Raw genomic sequence first — 22,628 nt, 5'->3', positions numbered from 1 at the left:
TAAGATTTACTTCTCGTTATATATTTTTTTGTTTGAAACCAATTCATTGATGGTCTCTGCAACTTCGTAGAAATGATTTATTTTCTCTTCGTCTACATTTTTTTTGATGGCTTCATTAAAGCCTAACACTTTTTCTTTTGAAAGTTCGCGCTTTTCTTTTCCAAACTCGGTTAAATGAATTAAAACACCTCTTCCATCTTCAGGGTTTGGATGGCGCTCTATTAAACCACGTTTTTCCATAGTTTTCAATATGCGCGATAAACTCGTTGCTTCCATTCCCATTTTTGGGCCAAGGGCTGTTGAGGGTGTGCCTTTTTCCGGATCTATACTCAATAAAGTAAAGCCTGTAGCCATTGTGCTTTCAAACTTTGCGGCTTCTTCGTTATACATTTTGTTAACCGTTAGCCACGTGGTTCTTAGCACATAATCTATTGTTTTATCTTTCATTCTTGAGAGTTAGAATTCCCAAATATAATAAAATTTTATTATGCATGCATAATAAATAAAATAAAAATGACTTTGGTATAACCCAATAAAAAAATCACCTCGAAAGGAGGTGATTGTTAAAATTTATGACGTTAGTTTTTAACCTAGTTTTCCATTTACGGCACCAATTACAGCACCTATAATAGTTGTCATTACAATGGATATTACCACGTCTAATGCAGCTAATTCAAACGTTTGTCCTGGTTGCATTGCCAATCCAAAAAAGTTATAGAACAATCCGATAAAAAGCCCGATAATTGCTCCGGCCTTAGCGCCAGTTGCTAAAGTTGAAATTTGTGCCCATCGATTATAAATGTATGAAACAAAAAGACCAAAAGTTAAGCAGCCCAAAAATATAAATAGCATTGTACGTGAACTTTCTTCGGGTTGAGGAAAAGTGTTTACGAAAATAATTCCGTAAAATAGCCATCCTAAAAGGAAGTCTACAATACCTCCAACAATACCTGACACTAAGAAATTCTTTGTTTTCATTTTTTTAGTTTTAATTGGTTATGCCTAAATATACTAAAAAATGAGTAACTACTTAAATATCATATATTTAAGGGTAATACAGTTGAAAGTTGCCTAAAAAAAATTACGTCGGACGGTAAATGTGTTCAATCAAAGTTGAATACATCTTTTTTATCACATCCCTTTTCATTTTCATAGTAGGTGTCAAATGTCCAGCATCTATTGACCACTCATCTGGTGTGATTTCAAACTTCTTAATCTGTTCCCACTTACCAAATTTTTTGTTGCATTTATTTACTTCCTTTTGAATTCTCTTTTGAACTATTTCAGAGTTTGCAATAGCTTCAAACGAATCTCCAACGGGGTGATTTTTACGCTCAATCCACTCGTGAACAAATTCAAAATTGGGCTGAATTAAAGCGGCTGGCATCTTTTCGCCTTCGCCAATAACCATTACCTGTTCAATAAAGCGAGATTGTTTCAACTGATTTTCTAGAAGGGTTGGGATGATATATTTCCCACCAGAGGTTTTAAACATTTCCTTTTTACGACCTGTAATTTTGAGAAAACCATCAGGATCTATTTCGCCTTTATCACCTGTATGAAAATAATCTCCAGTCATAACACTGGCCGTTTTTCCTTCATCCTTGTAATAGCCCAGCATGACATTTGGCCCCTTTATCAAAATTTCTCCATCTTCTGCTATTTTTACTTCCACATTTGGTATTGGTATGCCAACGGTACCTACTTTGTACATTTTGTCGGCATATTTACCAACAGATACCACTGGTGAGGTTTCGGTTAAGCCATAACCTTCCATAACTTGCATTTTGGCAGCCCCAAAAATGCGTGCCAATCTTGGTTGCAACGCAGCACTACCAGAAACCATAGTGTATAATTCTCCCCCCAAAGCAGCACGCCATTTACTAAAAATAAGTTTGTTGGCAATTTTGAGCTTGAATTCATACCAAGCACCATTTTCTTTGTAGGGTTTCCATTGTTCACCCAAACTCACTGCCCAAAAAAACAGTGCTTTTTTTATGCCGGTTAAGTCTTCGGCCTTATCCATGATTTTGTCATATACCTTTTCAAGCAGTCTTGGTACAACGCTCATCATGTTTGGTTTTATTTCTTTGGCATTATCTCCAATTTTATCCAAGCCTTCTGCATAGTAAATTGAAGTTCCCGCGTGCTGATAGATGTAAATCAAAACACGCTCGAAGATGTGGCAAATAGGTAAAAAACTTAATACTTTATTTTCACCCTGCCTAAGTGGAACTCTAGCAGCACTGTCCAATACGTTGCTCGTTATATTCCAATGCGAAAGCATCACGCCCTTTGGTTTTCCAGTGGTTCCAGAGGTATAAATTATAGTTGCTAAATCATTTGGTTGAACCGCTTTTTTTCGAGCTTCAACATCACCTTGATTCGATGTGTCGGCACCTAATTCAAATAATTCAGAATAATGCTTACATCCATTAATATGATCAAAAGAATATACTTCCTTTATGTTAGTATTCTTCTTAACCTTATTTACTTTTTCAAGCACTTCTTCATCTGAGACAAAACAGTAAATAGATTCGCTATGATTAATCACATATTCGTAATCTTCAGCACATATGGTGGGATAAATGGGGATGTTTTGAGCGCCAACTTGTAAGACTCCGATGTCAACAATGTTCCATTCAGTTCTATTCGTAGAAGAAATAACAGCAATTTTATCATCTTTTTTAACCCCAAGTTTCAACAAGGCTCTACTTAAAGCATTAGCCTTATCAATATACTCTTGGGTTGATGTTTTTATCCATTTACCGTCATATTTGGTAACTAATGCGGAGTCATTTGGTTTGTGCTCCAATTGGTAATACGGAAAGTCAAAAAGTCTACTAATCTCTGTCATATCGTGTCTAGAATATATCAATGCAAATTATGAAAATAATAATGATTTCCCAATAGTACTTATTTGTTAGGGCTTTGAAGGTGATTTATGTAATTATTTTAAGAGAGTTTTTTTGATAGTAATATGGGTGCTCATTTTTATTAAAAATCAAACTTTTTTATAAAAAAAAGGCGTTTTTTTCAAGTAAAACATGTTAGAATAGTGTTTTTTCTATGATTTGAATCAAAATATTGAATAATTCTTTATTATAGCTAAAAACTCAAACGTTTTCGTTGATAAAAATCTTTGTTAAATCTCTGATTTGTTGCGTTTAATGACAATTGTCATCTTTTTTAAGAATGTCTGTTTTTACCTTTGGACAGTCAAATGATGACATAAATTTTACAAAATATAAATATATAAAGAGATGGAAGTAAAACAATTTAAAACCGGAAGTTGGATTGATAAGATTGATGTTAGGGATTTTGTTTCTAATAACATAACACCTTATCATGGAACACAAGATTTTTTAGTAGGCCCAAGCGAAAAAACCCAAAAATTATGGGAACTATGCAAGGAGGCTGTAAAAGAGGAGCGACAAAATAATGGCGTTCGTGCATTAGATACGGAAACCATTTCGACCGTTAGTGCGTTTAATGCAGGATATATAGACAAGGCAAATGAAGTAATTGTTGGATTGCAAACCGATGAGTTATTAAAACGTACAATGAAACCTTTTGGAGGTTTTAAAGTAGTTCAAAAAGCATTAGCTGAGCAAGGTGTAAAACCAAATGATAATTTAACGGAATTATTCTCTAAATACGTAAAAACACACAATGATGGGGTGTTTTCTGCTTACAATGCCGAAATTAAAAAATTCCGTTCGTTAGGATTTTTAACTGGCTTACCTGATAACTATGCGCGTGGTAGAGTAATTGGAGATTATCGTCGTGTGGCTCTTTATGGAATTGATGCATTAATAGAGGCTAAAAAAGCTGATTTAGCTAATATTGGAGGACCAATGACGGATGCAGTAATTCGTCTTCGTGAGGAAGTTTCAGATCAAATTAAAGCGCTAAAAGATATGATAGTTTTAGGTGCTAAATATGATTTAGACTTAAGTAGACCAGCTGAAAATGCTAGAGAAGCCGTACAATGGACTTACATGGGATATCTCGCTGCGGTGAAAGAGCAAGATGGTGCAGCTATGTCTTTGGGTAATGTATCTACATTCCTAGATATATTTATTGAAAACGATTTACAAGAAGGCTTAATTACTGAAGAAGAAGCTCAAGAGTATATCGATCAATTTGTGATGAAATTGAGAATGGTGCGTCATTTAAGAATGAGTGCTTATGATGAGATTTTTGCTGGTGACCCAACTTGGGTTACAGAGGCTATTGGTGGTATGTTTGACGATGGAAGAACAAAGGTAACTAAAACTTCTTTCCGTTTCTTAAATACACTTTATAACTTAGGTCCTTCACCAGAACCAAATATGACCATTCTTTGGTCTGAAAAATTACCTCAAAACTTTAAGGATTATTGTGCAAAAGTAGCTATTGATACCTCTTCAATTCAGTTTGAAAATGATGAAATGATGAGAACCAACAGAGGTTCTGATGATTATGGTATTGCGTGTTGTGTGTCTTATCAAGCTTTGGGTAAATCAATTCAGTTCTTTGGGGCACGTACCAATTTGGCTAAAACATTATTATTAGCAATTAATGGCGGTAAATGTGAAATTACTGGAACCCAAATGGTAGATGGCATTGAGCCTTGTACTTGCGAAGTTTTAGATTTTGACAAAGTAATGGCTAACTTCAAAATTGCCATGAAGGAAGTTGCAAGAGTGTATAACGATTCTATGAATATTATTCACTACATGCACGATAAGTACTATTACGAAAAAGCACAAATGGCATTGATTGACACCAACCCAAGCATCAATATTGCTTACGGTATTGCTGGATTATCAATTGTAGCAGATTCATTGTCAGCTATCAAATATGCGAAAGTGAAACCAATAAGAAATGAGGAAGGCTTAACAGTTGATTTTGAAATCGAAGGTGAATTCCCATGCTATGGTAATGATGACGATAGGGTTGATGCATTGGCTGCAAATGCTGTTGCCGACTTTAATGACGAATTGAAAAAACTACCTGTATACAAAAATGCAGAACCTACAATGTCTGTATTAACTATTACCTCAAATGTGGTTTATGGTAAGAAAACAGGAGCAACACCTGATGGTAGAGCTAAAGGGATACCATTTGCGCCAGGGGCAAACCCAATGCACGGTAGAGATTCTCAAGGTGCTATAGCATCTTTAAATTCTGTAGCAAAAATAGATTATAAAGATTCTCAAGATGGAATTTCAAATACATTCTCTATAGTTCCAAAATCACTGGGGGCCAATGAAGAAGAACGTATTGAAAACCTTGCATGTATTTTAGATGGTTATTTCTCCAAGAATGCACAGCACGTTAATGTAAATGTATTGGATAAAGAAACCTTGCTAGATGCTATGGAGCATCCAGAAGAGTATCCACAGTTAACAATCAGAGTTTCTGGTTATGCAGTAAATTTTGTTCGCTTAACAAAAGAGCAACAAATGGAGGTGATTACCAGGTCATTCCACGAATCAATCTAAACTTTATTTATATTTTGTAAGCATCTGAAAAACGAAGATTAAAACGCTTCTTTTTCAGATGCTAATTTTAAAACCCAAGGTTATCCAATCAAAAGACAATATATTAAGAGTACATTCCATTGAATCCTTCGGCACACATGATGGTCCAGGAGTAAGAATGATTATTTTTTTACAAGGCTGCAAATTAAAGTGTCTGTATTGCCATAATCCCGATACTATCGATACGCATGGTGGAAAGGAGTATCAAATTGAAGAGTTGGTACAAATGGCAATAAAGGAGAAACCATACTTTGGAAAAAGAGGAGGAGTTACGGTTTCGGGAGGAGAACCCCTTTTGCAATCAAAAGAATTATTGTCCCTGTTTAAGCGCTTAAAAGAAGAAGGTATCCATACTAATATTGATACTAACGGCAGAATTTTAAATCACTTTACAGAAGAGTTGTTAGATGACTATACCGATTTGGTAATGCTGGACATAAAGCACATGACAGAGGAGGGATACGAATATATCACTGGACAAAAAAATAAAGAAACCACATTCAATTTTGCAAAGTATAGAGAAGCTTCAGGAAAGCCAATGTGGTTGCGCTATGTGTTAATTCCAGAAATTACGAATAAACCTGAGCTTCTGCATCAAATGGGAGAATATTTCAAAGACTATAAAACGATAGAGAAAATTGAAATTCAGCCCTATCATAAATTGGGAGTTCATAAATGGGAAGCTTTAGGTTGGGATTACCAATTAAAGGAAGCCAGAGAAAATAAGCCAGAGGAAATTGATGCTGCTGTAGAAATTTTAGAGCAATATTTTAAAGAAGTAAGAATAAATTAATGAGTTGCACTATTGCAATTCTAAACTAAATATTATGCAAACACAAAAACTAAAAAACCGTTGGTTAATAGCTGCTTCAGCGGTAGGGATACATATTTCAATTGGGTCGGTATATGCCTATTCGGTGATGACCAACCCCGTTAAGGATATATTTGATGTAGATGGAAGCGTTATAAAATGGGCATTTAAAATTGCTATTTTATTGCTTGGTCTATCAGCTGCATTTTTAGGACGATGGGTTGAAAAAGTTGGTCCGAAAGTAAGTGGAACAACTGCAGGATTGTTTTACGGTATAGGTATTTTGGGTTCTGGATTGGCAGTACAACTAGAGTCGTTATGGTTGTTTTATTTATGCTATGGGGTTATTGGAGGTATTGGTCTAGGTTTAGGCTACATCACACCAGTAAGTACTTTGGTAAAATGGTTTCCAGACCGACGTGGTTTAGCAACAGGAATGGCTATTATGGGATTTGGTTTTGCAGCTTTAATATTTGGTCCTGTAATGCAATCACTTTTTGATTCTGTTGGTGTGTCCAATGCATTTTATATCTTAGGACTAATTTATATGGTACTTATCCTGTCTTCTGCAAGATATATTGAACGTCCGCCAGAAGGATATCTTCCAGATGGTTTTAAACCAGGAGAGGGAAAAACCATTAAAAAAGATATGGCAAACATTACGGCCAATGAGTCGTTAAAAACCCCTCGGTTTTACTACATCTGGATTATGATGTTTATCAATATTGCTTGTGGTATAGCTATAATTTCTGCAGCAAGTCCAATGATGCAGGAAAAATTAAATTACACCCCAATGGAAGCAGCGGCAATTGTTGGTTTAATAGGTGTGTTTAATGGCTTGGGTAGGATTATGTGGTCTACGTTATCTGATTATTTGGGGCGTGCAAATACGTATATTGTGTTTTTCGGATTTCAAATTTTGGCTTTCTATTTCTTACCACAAATAGGTATGGAGATATTGTTTTTAATCGTTTTGTTTACGGTAATTACAATGTATGGCGGTGGTTTTGCAACCCTACCAGCATTTTTAGGAGACCTCTTTGGTACAAAACAACTAGGAGCCATTCATGGTATGGTACTAGCAGCATGGGGATTAGCCGGTGTTGTAGGGCCAACCATTTACGATATGGTTAAAAATGCTACGGGCTCTTTGGATACAACTTTAAAAGTATTTGCAGGTTTATTTGTTGTCGCTTTATTCGTGTCGTTATTAATGAAACGAACGGTAGTAATGGCATATAGAAAAGAGGAAAAAAAAATAGATAAAAAACTAAAGTTAGCTTCATAAAAGTAATTTAATAATTTAGTTAATCAGGAAAGCACTTTCGGTACATGAAAGTGCTTTTTTTAGTTTTATATATCAATTTTATCGACACTTAATTTACGGTTTTCATATTTTAATGAGGTTTTAAAAATCATTATCCTAAAATATATGTAAATAAGTGTTAAATCCTTAATAATAAGATAGTTTACATGATTTTTGTCATGATAATTTCTGCCTATAAAACCTACTTTTACTTAACTTTTTAATGTAGAAATTTAATAACAAATATTATGGAAATACTTGAAGATTTAAAGCAGCGAGTTTTCAAATTTGGAAATAAAACTGCAGATGGTAACAGTACTATGAAAAACCTTTTGGGAGGTAAAGGTGCAAATTTAGCAGAAATGAGCTCCATTGGAATCCCTGTTCCTCCCGGATTTACAATAACAACTGAGGTTTGTACGGAGTATAATGTATTAGGAGAGGAAGCGGTAATAAATCTAATAAAAGAGGAAGTTGAAGCTTCCATTGCAAATATCGAAACCCAAATGGGAACAAAATTTGGGGATAAAGATAATCCATTATTGATTTCTGTGCGTTCTGGAGCGCGAGTTTCCATGCCAGGAATGATGGATACTGTTTTGAATTTGGGTATGAATGATGAGGTGGTTCTTGGTTTAGCTAAAAAAACAAACAATGAGCAATTTGCTTGGGATTCCTATCGTCGTTTTATACAAATGTATGGCGGTGTTGTTTTGGGTATGAAGCCAGCTTCAAAAGAGGATATCGATCCTTTTGAAGAAATCATGGAGCATCTTAAAGAGAAGCGCCATATTCAATTGGATACTGAATTTACCGTTCAAGATTTACAGGATTTAGTGTATGATTTTAAAGATGCAGTAAAAAAACGTACAGGTAGAGATTTCCCAACCGACCCGTGGGACCAACTTTGGGGTGCGGTTATCGCAGTATTTAATAGTTGGAATGGCGATCGTGCAGTATATTATCGAAATATGAATGGTTATCCTGCAGATTGGGGAACTGCCGTAAATGTACAGGCTATGGTATATGGAAACATGGGAGACAACTCAGGTACAGGGGTTTGTTTTACCCGTGATGCCGGAACTGGCGAAAATGTATTCAACGGGGAGTATTTAATTAATGCCCAAGGGGAAGATGTAGTTGCTGGTGTTAGAACGCCTCAGCAAATTACCAAATTGGGTTCTGAAAGATGGGCAGAATTGGCTAAAATTGAAGAAGCCGATAGAGCAGAAAATTATCCATCGCTTGAGGAATTAATGCCTTCCATATTTGAAGAATTAAACGGTTATCAAGATGTTTTAGAAAAGCATTATCGTGATATGCAGGATATGGAATTTACCATTCAGGATGGAAAACTATGGATTCTTCAAACCAGAAATGGTAAGCGTACAGGTGCCGCTATGGTGAAAATAACCATGGATTTACTAAAAGAAGGTATGATTAATGAAAAAGAGGCGCTATTGCTTGTAGAACCAAATAAACTTGATGAATTATTACACCCAATTTTTGACCCAATTGCCTTAAAAAGAGCCAATGTTATTGCCCAAGGGTTACCAGCATCTCCTGGTGCCGCAACTGGTAAAATTGTATTCTTTGCAGATGAAGCTGATAAATACAAGAATAGTATTCTGGTAAGAATGGAAACTTCGCCAGAAGATTTGGAAGGTATGAATATTGCCAAAGGTATCTTAACAGCTCGTGGAGGGATGACATCCCATGCAGCAGTTGTAGCCCGCGGTATGGGTAAGTGTTGTATTTCGGGTGCGGGAGCTTTAAAAATAAATTATAAGAAACGCACATTAACCGTTGGAGATCATGAATATCATGAAGGCGATTGGATTTCATTAAATGGTTCAACGGGTAATATCATTGAAGGTAAAGTAGCAACAAAAGAACCTGAATTAAGTGGTGAGTTTGCCGAAATAATGAAACTGGCCGATAAATATGGTGTTATTAAAGTAAGAACAAATGCCGATAGCCCAAAAGATGCCAAGGTGGCACGTAATTTTGGTGCACAAGGTATTGGACTTACCAGAACGGAGCATATGTTTTTTGAAGTAGACAGAATCAAAGCCATGCGTGAAATGATTTTGGCTGATACCGTAAAAGGTAGAAAGTTGGCTTTAGAGGAGTTATTACCAATGCAGCGTGCTGATTTTGAAGGTATTTTTGAAGCCATGGAAGGAGCTTCGGTTACCATTCGTTTGTTAGATCCACCATTACATGAGTTCGTACCTCACCAATTGGCAACTCAAAAGGAGTTGGCTGAGGATATGCATATTTCATTATCTGCAGTTAAAAACAAAGTGGCAGAATTGGAAGAGTTTAACCCGATGTTAGGTCACAGAGGTTGTAGATTAGGAAACTCTTATCCAGAAATTACTGAAATGCAAACACGTGCTATTATAGAAGCTGCGCTTAATTTAAAAGAACGAGGTGTTATTTGCAAACCTGAAATTATGGTGCCTTTAATAGGGACGGTGGCAGAATTTGAAGCTCAAGAACAGATTATTAGGTCGACCGCCAAGGTAATTTTTGAAGAACGAAATGACTCAGTTGAGTATCTCGTTGGTACAATGATTGAAGTTCCTAGAGCAGCATTGATGGCTGATTTAATTGCTGAAAAAGCTGATTTCTTCTCATTTGGAACAAATGATTTAACGCAAATGACATTTGGTTACTCCAGAGATGATGCCGGTAAATTTTTACCGCACTATATAGAAAAAGGAATTTTAAAGGTTGACCCATTTGAAGTTATCGACCAAGAAGGCGTAGGGCAGCTAGTAAAACTTGGAACCCAACGTGGTAGAAGTACAAAACCAAATTTAAAGGTTGGTATCTGTGGCGAACATGGAGGCGAACCAAGTTCAGTAGAATTCTTTTATAACACAGGAATGGATTATGTAAGTTGTTCTCCTTATCGTGTGCCAATAGCAAGACTCGTGTCTGCTCAGGCTGCTATTAAGGCAACTCCATAATATTTTCGTTTTATAAGAGTGTATTAGGCAAAAATCCCCGAAATGATATGTTATTTCGGGGATTTTTAATTTATAACTCTTTTTTTATTTAATCCTAGATTTGATAAATTTAAATTGTCCGTTGTGATTAGATTCATGCTCGCACACATGAAACCATTTACAGTAGTTATTAGTTGGACCCCAAGGAAACTCTTTATCGACAGACATCAACCATTCGTCATCACGATTTTTAAATTCTTTTATGGTGTTTTCTCTTACTTCAGAAAGATGATCTAAATAATAATCTAGAGTATTGCCCTTAATTTGTTGTCTTGCCTTATCGCCTAAACCTTAAGCAACATTCCATTTTACTTGCTCCTAAAGCTCCAATTGTAAATAATGAGGATTTTTTGATAAAATTTCTTCTACCTATTGATTTTAGTTGCTGTTCCATACTTAGGTGTTTTTGATTCACCTAAATATACTTATTTCTTTTCCAACCAAAGTCTAGCATTTACAAAAGCTTCTAACCATGGAGAGACTTCATCTTTTCTGCCATCGGGATAATTTGCCCAATTCCACTGGAATGTAGAACGCTCAATATGTGGCATCGTTACTAAATGGCGACCTGTTTTATCGCTCATCATCGCTGTATTGAAATCTGAACCATTTGGATTGTGAGGATAACCTTCATAACTATATTTAGCTACAATATTGTATTTGTCTTCAGAATAGGGTAAACTGAATTTACCTTCACCATGTGAAATCCAAACTCCCAGTGTAGTCCCCGCGAGTGAGGACAACATCACAGAATTGTTCTCCTGAATTTTAACTGAAGTAAAGGCACTTTCGTGCTTGTGTGAGTCATTATGATGCATTTTGCCATGAATCTCATGGTCTGGGTTGATAAGGTCTAACTCCATCCAAAGCTGACAGCCATTACAAATCCCAACCGACAAGGTGTCTTCTCTTGCAAAGAAATTTTTAATGACCTGTTTAGCTTTTTCGTTGTACTTAATGGCACCAGCCCAACCTTTGGCAGAACCCAAAACGTCAGAGTTAGAGAAGCCTCCAACGGCACCCAAAAACTGAATATCTTCGAGCGTTTCACGACCAGAAATTAAATCAGTCATGTGAACGTCTTTAACATCAAAACCAGCTAAATACATGGCATTTGCCATTTCACGTTCTGAGTTTGATCCTTTTTCACGCAAGATAGCGGCTTTAGGTCTCGAATTTTCAATTACAGGTAGCTTCCCGGTAAACTGTTTAGGGAATACGTATTGTAAAGGCTGTTTTTTGTAATTATCAAATCGGTCTTTTGCTAATCCATTAGCCGTTTGTTTTTGGTCTAATAGATAAGAGGTTTTGTACCAAATATCTCGTAACCTTGAAACGGTTAAAGTAAAGACATCCGTATAATTAATTATACTAAGTGTATCACTGCTAGTTACTTTTCCTATGTTAAAAAACTCGATTTCGGAATTACTTAACACCTTTTCAATAGAATTGTCTTTTGCTTGAATAACGATACCTGCATTTTCAGCAAATAAGATTTTAGCCGAATCTCTTTCATTTAAAGCTGAAAGGTCTAGTTCCGCCCCTAAATTGGTGTCAGCGAAACACAATTCCAAAAGTGTGGTAATTAAACCACCAGAAGCAATATCATGTCCAGCAATGATTTGTTCATCTCTAATTAAATCCTGAATAGTGTTAAACACGGTTTTTAAATATCCAGCATCTTTTACATTGGGTGCTTCACTTCCAATTTTATTCAAGACTTGGGCAAATGAGCTTCCCCCTAATTTAAAATCATCTTGGGATACGTTGATATAATAAATATCGCCTCCGTTTTTATTAAAAACAGGTTCCACAACTTTAGAAATGTCGTTACAGTTTGCAGCAGCTGAAATAATAACTGTACCAGGAGCAATCACATCACCATTTGGGTATTTTTGCTTCATAGACAAGGAATCCTTTCCAGTTGGGACGTTAATCCCTAGGTCTATCACAAATTCTGAAACTGCTTCAACAGCTTCGTATAATCGTGCATCTTCACCTTCATTTTTACAGGGCCACATCCAATTAGCGGATAAGGTCACGCTTTGTAATCCATCTTTTAATGGTGCCCAAATAATATTAGTTAACGCTTCAGCAATAGAATTTCTGCTTCCCGCGACAGGATCAATCAGTCCAGAAATAGGAGAATGCCCGATTGATGTAGCAATACCTTCTTTTCCCTTATAATCTAAAGCCATTACACCTACATTGTTCAATGGTAACTGCAAAGGGCCAGTACATTGCTGTTTTGCCACTTTTCCGCCTACACAACGGTCCACTTTACTTGTTAACCAATCTTTACAAGCTACAGCTTCCAACTGTAAGACCTGCTCTAAATACTCTTGGAAGTTGTCCGTATTATAATCTACATTGCTATAGTTACGTTCAACCGTTTTATCGTTCATGATGGTTTTTGGCGAGCTTCCAAACATGTCTTCCATAGCCAAATCCATGGGTGTATTGCCCTTGGTTTTAGACTGGAATGTAAAACGATCATCTCCAGTTACATCACCAACGGTATACATGGGCGAACGCTCTCTATCAGCAATTTTATGAAGTGTGTCAATGTGTTTTTCAGAAATAACCAATCCCATTCGTTCTTGAGATTCGTTACCAATAATTTCTTTATCTGATAGGGTTGGGTCGCCAACTGGTAAAGCATCCAAATCGATTTTTCCACCGGTATCTTCAACTAATTCCGATAAACAATTTAAATGCCCGCCAGCACCGTGGTCGTGAATAGATACGATATGGTTTTCTTCACTTTCCACCATACCACGAACTGCGTTGGCAGCACGTTTTTGCATTTCAGGATTGGAACGTTGTACCGCATTTAACTCAATACCTGAAGCAAATTCTCCTGTGTCAGCCGATGATACTGCTGCACCACCCATACCGATACGGTAGTTTTCGCCACCTAGGATAACTATTTTATCGCCTTTTTTAGGCGTGTCTTTTAGGGCTTGGTCTTTTTTGCCATAACCAATACCACCAGCAAGCATAATTACTTTGTCAAATCCCAGTTTTTGAGCTTCCTCCTCATGTTCAAAAGTTAACACCGAACCGCAGATTAATGGCTGTCCGAATTTGTTTCCAAAATCTGAAGCACCATTTGAAGCTTTTATCAAAATATCCATCGGGGTTTGGTACAACCAATCGCGAGCTTCAAAAGCTTTTTCCCAAGGTCTGTTTTCTTCCAAGCGAGAATATGAGGTCATGTAAACCGCAGTTCCAGCCAAAGGAATCGAACCTTTTCCACCTGCTAATCTATCTCGAATTTCACCTCCTGAACCCGTTGCAGCACCATTAAAAGGCTCTACCGTAGTTGGGAAGTTGTGGGTTTCAGCTTTAAGTGAAATCACAGAATCAAAATCTTCAGTGGTATAAAAATCAGGAATATCGGCACGCTTTGGTGCAAATTGTTCCACTCTCGGGCCTTCAACAAAAGCCACATTATCTTTATATGCCGAAACAATATCGTTTGGATTTTGCTTGGATGTTTCCTTAATTAATTTGAATAAAGACGTTGGTTTTTCTTCGCCATCAATAACAAATGTGCCGTTAAAAATCTTATGGCGACAATGCTCAGAATTTACCTGTGAAAATCCAAACACTTCGCTGTCTGTCAACGGGCGACCAATTTTCTTAGAAACCCCTTCTAAATACGCCACTTCTTCGCCACTTAGCGATAGCCCTTCCTGTAGGTTGTAAGCCGCAATATCCTCAATATCTAAAATAGGTTCAGGAGCAATATCAATAGTAAAGGTATCTTGGTTTAGCCCGTTAAATTTCTCCGAAATCATCGGGTCGTAATCTTTAAAATCTTCAGTAACTACAGCAAATTCTTCAATTCGTATAATCCCAGAAACACCCATGTTTTCGGTGATTTCGACTGCATTTGTACTCCATGGCGTAATCATTGCAGCACGCGGACCAACAAAAAAAGCATCCAAAGATGCTTGCTCAATTTTAGGTTGGTTGCCAAAAAGCCACGTTAATTTCGAAATGGTTTCGGTTGATAATTCTTTTGTAGTTTGAACAGCAAAAACTTTACTGTTTACGTTTCCAAAGAAATGAATCATTATGTGATAGTTTGCAAATGTTTAAGAAAATGCAAAAATACACTTTTTTCACGATTCAATATGGCTTTTTTCGTGAAAGGCAACACTGTTATCAACAGTATTTTCAACAATGTTTTTTGGGTGTTACCCTCCCAACACTTCGGCAAGCTCAGTGCAGTTGTCGGGCAGGTCTTTTTCTCTTGTCTCAAAAAAGGATGCCGCTGCAATCCTTAACGCGGGTTGTGTTTGCTATAGCAAGCGCTTAAATCGTTTTAAAAGTTTTTGGGAGGTTCGTTTAACGGTCTTGTGTATGGCTCGTTGCGTGCAAATTAGCGATTATTTTTCGGTTAGGCACAAGCCAGATTTTTAAATTTTACTATTTATCTTTTTTATTGGAAATCGTCAAATTTAAAAATTTGGCGACTTTCCAAATATGCCTTAAATTAGATTTAAGCAACTGAACAGCAATGAGCTATACACATTGTTGCTCACTGGCTTTATTTGTTTTCTTTATAACATTCGTAACATTCAGGTTTAATCATAGATGTTGATTCAAATTCTCCACAACTATGACAAACGTTTTCTTCGTATTCAGGATTTTCAAATTGAGACCAAGTTGCAAAACAATCCCAACAATACGGCTTTTCAACATCATACTCAATACGTTCCTCACATCTGATGCAATAACCACGTTTCGGTTTTGCCTTTTTATTTATTCCGTTTGAATTTTTGGTTTTAGGCTGAAATAATTTTCTTTTAGTTTTCGATAATTGAATTATTTCTGATGATTGAATAATTGAAAGTGTTTCATTTACTGCATTATCAAATAAATTTTTATCATTATTTCGAGTAACAAAAACTCCCATTTCACGATTGTTTTTCTCCGAAAACTCGTACATATTCATTGATGTAATTACCATTTCTTGCTCATTAAAATAACATTTGGCGTGTAAGTTCTCAAAATATAGTAATTCCAAATTTTTTAATTCCGCAAGTGAGTTTTTCTCATTTGGTTTCAGTTCGTCTTTTCCATAAATTATTTTAATTGAAACATTCCGTTTTGATGCATCTAATAATCTTTCGTAAAATGTCTTTGAAATTTGTAAATATGGTGAAACTAAAATCAGTTTTTTATTTGCTCCGGTTATTATCTTTTCAATATGATAAGATGTCCCGTTTGTCGTTAAAAATTCTGCCATTTATTTTTTAGTCGATGTTTTGTTTAGCTTGTGGGCAACGAGTCAACGGATATGCGCCGTTGCTTAATGGCTTATATCCGCCGTTAAACGAAGATAGCCGAAATTTTTTACAAAGTCAAGTGAAGTACTTTTTTAAAATAGAGCTAACAGCACTATAGTAAGACCTTCCAAACATATTTAAATGTACCAACAAATAGTACAATTGATAAATTTCAATTCTTGCTGAAGTGTCCTCACCTATTGGGTATTCTGAAAAGTAAGCCTCATAAAACGACTCATCAAAACCACCAAAGAGTTTGCTCATGGCAATATCTACTTCATTATGTCCATAATATACCGCTGGGTCAATTAAATAAGGTGTGCCATCTGTTGCTATTATGTAATTGCCACTCCATAAATCACCATGAAGTAAACTGGGTTTTATGTTTTCAAAAAGCGGTTGTAGTTGTCTTTTGATACACGCGGTTGTTGGGCATTCAGAATCTTCAAGTAAGTTTTTTTCTTTTGCTAGTTCAAGTTGAGGTAGTAGTCTCTCATAGCTGTAAAAATCAAGCCAAGTTTTATGTGTGTTATTTTGCTGTGGTAAATGCCCAATAAAATTATCTTGGTCTAAACCAAAATATTCAGAATTGCATTGATGCAATTGCGCCAGTTGTGCCCCGAGTACTTTAAAATCTGAAGAAGATGGCGATTTCGACGTGATAAATTCCATTATTAAAAACGCCGAATTTTCAAAACTATCACAAACAATTACTCTTGGTGTTTTTATGGTGTTGGTATTGGCAATGGTTTGTAAACTAAACGCTTCCGTTTGGAACATTGTTAATGCATCAGGTGCGTTATTAACCTTTAAAAAGTAATTTACTTGTGGTGTTGTGATTTTGTAGGCTTGTGAGATGTCCCCGCCACTAATTGGGATGACGTTTTGAATAGAGTCATTTATTATATTGGAAAGATGAGTTTTTAAATCTAAATTCATGATTTAAAAGTACCGGTATTTTTTTCTCAATCTGATTTTGCTTATGTTCTTGTAATTAAATAAGGATTTAAAAGTCTCTGAAATAAATTCAGAATGAAAAAGGTACTTTATTTAAGCACATATTTTACGGAAACCAGATCGAATTTACTAGGTGGAGGACCGAGGTTGGGATCAAGTGGTGTTTCTTTATCATAGGTGTGATTACAACTTGAATTAGCTTGAATCTCATAACAGGGTGCTATTGCATCGTTTGAATAACTTGTTGAGAATTGTATGTTATCTGAATCAATAGTTAAAACTGGGACCCCTTTAACAACAAAGTCATTTTCGTTATTCAATTTTATTTCAAATTGTAATCTACTTGTATTATTCCCTGTGTCGGGTGTAAAAACAAAACTTATCACTTCGTAAGAAAAATTAGTTAACGCGTTGCCTTGATCAATTGGTTCGACTACTTCTGGCTCAGGAAAATCACAGGGTACTTCTTGTGTGATTTCAGGAATAAACGTGATTCCAGAGGGACCACTTATAGTTTGCTCAAATTGCACAATAATAGTTTTAGTGCAGGCATCTTCATCATCTGACGGGCAGGAAAACAAAAGTAGTAGACTAAACAGAAGGCTAACCTTAACGAATTTTATCATAGTAAAGCTTTTTGTAAGCTAAAATTAAGCTTTTCTCTCTAACAAAGCCATATAAAATCCATCAAAACCTTTTTCGTGTGCTAATATTTTTTTGTCTTTTACTAACTCAAAATTGGCACCAGCTTCTGATTTTAGAAATGATTCTACTTGATTTTGATTTTCGGATGGTAACACGGAACATGTAGCATAGACCAATTTTCCATTTGGTTTTACCATTCTAGAATATTGTTGCAAAACGTCTTGCTGTACGCCTCTAATTCTATCTAAAAACTCTGGTTCCAATTTCCATTTGGCATCCGGGTTTCGGCGTAACACACCAAGTCCGGAACATGGCGCATCAATTAACACACGGTCGGCTTTATTGTATAATTTTTTGATGGGTTTTGTAGAATCAATCACTTTTAAATCTACATTATGCACCCCATTTCTACGTGCTCTAATTTTTAGTTTTTTCAGCTTGCTTTCGTAGATATCCATGGCCACAATTTGCCCTTTATTTTCCATTAAGGACGCCATGTGCAGTGTTTTTCCACCGGCACCTGCGCAGGTATCTACCACTTTCATGCCTGGTGTTACATCTAGAAATTCTGCTACTAATTGAGAAGATGCGTCTTGTACTTCAAAATATCCCTTTTTGAAGGCATCGGTAACGAAAACATTGGCACGTTCGGTGAGTTTTAAAGCAGACGGGTAACCCTTGATAAATTCGGTTTCAATATTACTTTCGTCTGATAGGATATTCTGTAGTTTATCTTTTGAGATTTTTAAGGTGTTGACTCTTAAAATTACATCGGCTTGCTCGTTCTGCATGGCGATTTCCTTGGTCCATTTGGCTTCGCCTAATTCTGAGACACCTACTTCGTCCATCCAATCAGGAATGGATTCTCTTAGTTTTCTAATTTTTGAAAGTTCATCAAAACGCCCTTTTATTTTGCGGGTTGGGGTGTTTTCAAAGTATTTCCAATCGGGTAATTTAATGCCTTTTAGGGTTGCCCAAACGGCAAACATTCGCCATAAATTATCACGGTCAAAAGGTTCTTTTACTTCGGCTATTTCGGCGTAAAGGCGTTTCCAACGTACGATATCGTAAGTAGTTTCAGCTACAAATGCCCTATCTCTTGAGCCCCAACGTTTGTCGTGCTTCAGCAATTGCTGAATTACTTTATCTGCGTATTCTTCTTCATTAAAGATTTTGGTAAGTCCGTCTATCACGGCGAAGCAAAGGTTTCTGTGTAAGCGCATCTTTGTTAGTGCTCAGTGTTCAGTGGCAGTTTGACGTAGTCGTTCAAACCGAAATTGAACTGGTTAAAAATTTGACCGCAAAGGTACATTATATATGTGGAATTGTGGAATTGTTTATTGGTTTAAAAAAGTATGGTTTAACGCCAAGTTTTGCTGATTGTTTTGCGGGTAGGTTTTTACTTTTGGCGTAGTACTGGCTTTGGCAGATAGGTGCGTTAAGGATTGCAGTGGAAAGCCCACAGCCCGACGCAGGAGGTGCGAGGACTTGTAGGGGAAAGCCTGACCCGATAGGGGAACGCCCAAAAAAATAATTAAACCTTTTTAATTTGTGCGAGTCTAAACATGAAAATTAGACCAAAATGAAATTACCAAATTTTATTCTTGTGTGTTTATTAGTCATATTATCATGTGGTTCTACCGAAAGTGTTGATATTGCTATGGATGATACAGACAACTCTACTAACCCACCAAATATACTTTTAATTATTGCCGACGACATGGGGGTTGATGCTGCTCCAGGCTATGCTATTGGCAATATTAAGCCTAATATGCCAAATTTAGAAGGGATGATTGATACTGGTATTGTTTTTAATAACATGTGGTCTTATGCGGTTTGTACGCCAACCCGTGCCAGTATGTTAACTGGTAAATATGGCTTTAGGACAGGGATAACAGGCGTTGGAGATGTGTTACCTACTAGCGAAACCTCTATACAGAAACACTTGGATTTGAATAACTCAGGGTATGCACATGCGGTTTTTGGGAAATGGCATTTATCGTCTGATACTGCTCATCCTAATAATATAGGAGTTGGTACTTATGCTGGCATTTTATCTGGGGGTGTTAGGGATTATTGGAGTTGGAATTTATACGACGACGGACAAACATTAACAAGTAATACCTATACAACCACAAAGTTTACAGATTTAGCTATTGATTGGGTTAGTGCGCAAACGCAACCTTGGTTTTTATGGTTGGCATATAATGCGCCGCACACACCGTTTCATTTACCTGATGCTGATTTGCACAGTCAAGGTAATTTACCAAATGACCAATCGAGTATTGATAGCAATCCTTTACCTTACTACATGGCGATGCTAGAGGCTATGGATGCGGAAATAGGAAGGCTTCTTGATGCTATGACACAGCAAGAACGTGATAACACGATAATTATATTTATAGGCGATAATGGTACGCCGAATAGGGTGGTGCAAGAGTACCCGAGGCGAAGGGCAAAAAATAGTGTATACGAAGGTGGTATTCGTGTGCCAATGGTAATTTCTGGTGCTGGTGTTACAAGAAGGGGTGTGACCGAAGATGCTATATTAAATTCTACAGATGTATTTGCTACCATAGCTGCCATAGCCAATGCAGATACAGGAGAAATGCGAGATAGCAAAAATTTTGAGCCTATGTTACATACACCTGGTGTAAGTGTAAGAGAATATAGTTATGCTGAGGTGGATAATGGAGGTGCTACCTTTGATTATGCGATTAGAAATGCTACCTATAAATATATTCGGTTTGCAGATGATACCGAGGCGTTTTACGACTTAGCAGTTGATCCTCTAGAGACTACCAATTTATTGAATGCTAACGGTGGATTAAGTAATGATGAAGCAACCACTAGAGCTATTTTAGAGGCGCAATTAAATAACTTTAAACTATAATTTAACACATAATTATGATGAAGACATCCAAATATATAAGTCAGTTTTTACTTTTAATTTTTGTAATAATAGCATGTTCTAACATTGATGATACACCAGTTATGGAACAGGAAGAAGAAACCATCGAAAACACCACTACTTATGATGTTTCTGGTATACTTTCTAAGTTCGAAGGCACAGGTTTGTCGTATGCTGTAAATGGCAATACTGTGACATTTACAACAGCAGATTTACCAAATCATAAGAGCCCATATTGGCCAACAAATCACCTATTGTACGAGGCATATAATGGTACAAATGCTAATTTTAGATTGAACCCAAATGCAATTGCAGAACAAAACATAGTATTTACAATAACCTTAAACCCTAAAGAAGCTACTAATAAAGAAGCTACTCCAATGGGTCCCATTGGTATTTCCAGAAATGGTGTTGTATTTTTTAATCAGTATGCTGCAGGTGGTTCCCCACTAACAAATGAGATTAATTCGTTCGATCAGTATTTAGGTCATCCCGCAGGACAGGATCAATACCATTATCATATTGAGCCTACATACCTTACTGAACAATTTGGTGAAGATGCTTTTTTAGGACTTTTGGCAGATGGATTCCCCGTGTATGGGCCTAAAGAAAATGGTGAAGTGGTTACCAATAGTGATTTAGATGTGTATCATGGACATACGCATAGTACGGTTGATTTTCCAGATGGTATTTATCATTATCACATTACTGGTGAAGACCCTTATTTAAACGGAAACGGATTTTTCGGTACACCAGGAAATATATCACGCTAGTTGAAATTCTTTTATTGTCATATCGTCTTTATTATGCTATTTGCAGTAGGTTGTAATAGGGCAGCTGAAACAAATATTGTAGGAGCTTCAGACGAAAACTTGAAGTTAGATAATGGAGTTTTACTCTACAAGCAAAAGCCTTTTAATGGTGTGTTGTTAGAGAATTTCACGACTGAAATTATAAAGTCTAGAACGGAGTACCTCAATGGAAAAAAGCATGGTAATGAACAACAGTGGTACACAAATGGAAGTCAATTAAGCGAGCGTTTTTATTCAGAAGGATTTAAGGTTGGAGTTCATAAATCGTGGTGGTCTTCAGGTAATTTAAAGTTTGAATATCATTTTAATGATAAAGGTGAGTTTCATGGCGCGGTAAAAGAGTGGTATGAATCTGGTCAGGTTTTTCAAGATTTTAATTATAAAGAAGGAAAAGAAGCCGGAAAACAACGCATGTGGAAGCCTGATGGGTCAATAAAGGCGAACTATGAAGTGGTTGGAGGTGATCGTTTCGGCTTAATAGGATTAAAAAAATGTTACACCGTAACAGTTGATAAAGATGAAATTGAATAAATTGTGTTATTGCGCTGTCCCGAAAGCTTTCGGGATTAATTTGATATCTCATGATAAATCACTTCCGCTTCAATGTATTCAATTTGAGGGACTAACAGGGTTAAGAACGTTTTTCATTGTTTTCTTGTTCTCATTGTGCTTTATCTCTTGTAAAAGCCAGACAAGCGAACCAACACTTGCAGAAACTACGATGTTACCATACTTCAACGGTGCCGATTTTACACCTGAATGGAATACACCGAAGCATAAAATTCCAGAGTTTTCATTTGTAAATCAAAATGGCGAAACCATCAATAACAATACGTTTAAGGGCAAAATCTATATTGCTGATTTCTTTTTTACAAGTTGTCCTGGTATATGCCCAAAACTCACTACAAATATGAAGACTCTACAAGATACTTTTGAAAAAGATGCAGATATCCTGTTGTTATCTCACACCGTAATGCCTTGGCGAGATTCTATTCCTGTGTTAAAAAAATACGCTGAAAAATATGATGTAAATTCCAGTAAATGGCATTTGGTAACGGGGGATAAAGATGAACTATATAACATTGCCAGAACAGGTTATTTTGCCGACGAAGATTTTACCAAAACCCAAGATGAGAGCAATTTTATACACACTGAAAATTTTATTCTAGTTGATAAAAAGGGTCACATACGTGGGGTTTATAATGGTACCTTGCCTGTTGATATAGAACGCCTAAAACGACATGTTGAGATATTGAAGCGAGAAATTTGATATAATAAGCGATACTTTAACGATAAGCTTCGAGGGTATTCTCAAAGCTTTTTCTATTTTTAGAGAAATTA

General features: G+C 36.4%; 16 protein-coding genes. 8 read left to right on the top strand and 8 right to left on the bottom strand.

Features of this window, described 5'->3' with window-relative positions:
* Positions 1–6: 6 nt before the first annotated feature.
* The 3 genes from EYD45_RS05955 to EYD45_RS05945 form a co-directional block, all read right to left on the bottom strand.
* Positions 7–447 (bottom strand): MarR family winged helix-turn-helix transcriptional regulator, encoded by a 441-nt coding sequence (locus EYD45_RS05955; RefSeq protein ID WP_130963540.1) that lies wholly within the window; start codon positions 445–447, stop codon positions 7–9.
* 138 nt (positions 448–585) lie between these two features.
* The gene (locus tag EYD45_RS05950) at positions 586–978 is read right to left on the bottom strand and encodes a DUF1761 family protein (protein WP_130963539.1); all 393 of its coding nucleotides are present in this window, start codon (positions 976–978) and stop codon (positions 586–588) included.
* 103 nt (positions 979–1,081) lie between these two features.
* A complete protein-coding gene (locus EYD45_RS05945) occupies positions 1,082–2,857 on the bottom strand; it encodes an AMP-dependent synthetase/ligase (RefSeq protein WP_130963537.1) in 1,776 nt (591 codons plus the stop codon).
* Between the two features lie 406 nt (positions 2,858–3,263).
* Here EYD45_RS05945 and pflB point away from each other — a divergent pair, with 406 nt between their 5' ends.
* The 4 genes from pflB (at position 3,264) to ppdK (ending at position 10,623) form a co-directional block, all read left to right on the top strand.
* On the top strand, positions 3,264–5,489 hold the full coding sequence (pflB, locus tag EYD45_RS05940) for a formate C-acetyltransferase (RefSeq protein WP_130963535.1): 2,226 nt from the start codon (positions 3,264–3,266) through the stop codon (positions 5,487–5,489).
* A 58-nt stretch (positions 5,490–5,547) separates the two neighbouring features.
* A complete protein-coding gene (gene pflA, locus EYD45_RS05935; RefSeq protein WP_130963533.1) occupies positions 5,548–6,321 on the top strand; it encodes a pyruvate formate-lyase-activating protein in 774 nt (257 codons plus the stop codon).
* A 34-nt stretch (positions 6,322–6,355) separates the two neighbouring features.
* The gene (locus EYD45_RS05930; protein WP_130963531.1) at positions 6,356–7,627 is read left to right on the top strand and encodes an L-lactate MFS transporter; all 1,272 of its coding nucleotides are present in this window, start codon (positions 6,356–6,358) and stop codon (positions 7,625–7,627) included.
* A gap of 266 nt (positions 7,628–7,893) precedes the next feature.
* Positions 7,894–10,623, top strand: a complete 2,730-nt coding sequence (ppdK, locus tag EYD45_RS05925; protein ID WP_130963529.1) for a pyruvate, phosphate dikinase — start codon at positions 7,894–7,896, stop codon at positions 10,621–10,623.
* Positions 10,624–11,087: 464 nt separating this feature from the next.
* On the opposite strand, the gene purL is transcribed toward ppdK, so the two are convergent.
* The 5 genes from purL to EYD45_RS05895 form a co-directional block, all read right to left on the bottom strand.
* Positions 11,088–14,744, bottom strand: a complete 3,657-nt coding sequence (purL, locus tag EYD45_RS05915; RefSeq protein WP_130963528.1) for a phosphoribosylformylglycinamidine synthase — start codon at positions 14,742–14,744, stop codon at positions 11,088–11,090.
* A gap of 476 nt (positions 14,745–15,220) precedes the next feature.
* Positions 15,221–15,922, bottom strand: a complete 702-nt coding sequence (locus EYD45_RS05910; RefSeq protein ID WP_130963526.1) for a phospholipase D family protein — start codon at positions 15,920–15,922, stop codon at positions 15,221–15,223.
* 115 nt (positions 15,923–16,037) lie between these two features.
* A complete protein-coding gene (locus EYD45_RS05905; RefSeq protein ID WP_130963524.1) occupies positions 16,038–16,901 on the bottom strand; it encodes a fructosamine kinase family protein in 864 nt (287 codons plus the stop codon).
* Between the two features lie 107 nt (positions 16,902–17,008).
* The gene (locus EYD45_RS05900) at positions 17,009–17,545 is read right to left on the bottom strand and encodes a hypothetical protein (protein ID WP_130963522.1); all 537 of its coding nucleotides are present in this window, start codon (positions 17,543–17,545) and stop codon (positions 17,009–17,011) included.
* Between the two features lie 24 nt (positions 17,546–17,569).
* Positions 17,570–18,787, bottom strand: a complete 1,218-nt coding sequence (locus EYD45_RS05895) for an RsmB/NOP family class I SAM-dependent RNA methyltransferase (protein ID WP_130963521.1) — start codon at positions 18,785–18,787, stop codon at positions 17,570–17,572.
* A gap of 359 nt (positions 18,788–19,146) precedes the next feature.
* Between EYD45_RS05895 and EYD45_RS05890 the strand changes: the two genes are divergently transcribed.
* Genes EYD45_RS05890 through EYD45_RS05875 form a run of 4 tightly spaced genes read left to right on the top strand, consistent with a single transcriptional unit; the run spans position 19,147 to position 22,557 of the window.
* On the top strand, positions 19,147–20,457 hold the full coding sequence (locus tag EYD45_RS05890) for a sulfatase-like hydrolase/transferase (RefSeq protein WP_130963519.1): 1,311 nt from the start codon (positions 19,147–19,149) through the stop codon (positions 20,455–20,457).
* 14 nt (positions 20,458–20,471) lie between these two features.
* Complete coding sequence (locus EYD45_RS05885; RefSeq protein WP_130963517.1) at positions 20,472–21,248, top strand: YHYH protein; 777 nt, start codon at positions 20,472–20,474, stop codon at positions 21,246–21,248.
* A gap of 33 nt (positions 21,249–21,281) precedes the next feature.
* On the top strand, positions 21,282–21,818 hold the full coding sequence (locus EYD45_RS05880) for a toxin-antitoxin system YwqK family antitoxin (RefSeq protein WP_130963515.1): 537 nt from the start codon (positions 21,282–21,284) through the stop codon (positions 21,816–21,818).
* Positions 21,805–22,557 (top strand): SCO family protein, encoded by a 753-nt coding sequence (locus EYD45_RS05875; RefSeq protein ID WP_130963513.1) that lies wholly within the window; start codon positions 21,805–21,807, stop codon positions 22,555–22,557. The genes EYD45_RS05880 and EYD45_RS05875 overlap by 14 nt, the downstream gene beginning before the upstream one ends.
* The last annotated feature ends 71 nt before the right edge of the window (positions 22,558–22,628 follow it).

The organism is Hyunsoonleella flava (assembly GCF_004310325.1).
Taxonomy (GTDB): Bacteria; Bacteroidota; Bacteroidia; order Flavobacteriales; family Flavobacteriaceae; genus Jejuia; species Jejuia flava.
This window is presented reverse-complemented; position numbering and strand designations above follow the sequence as displayed.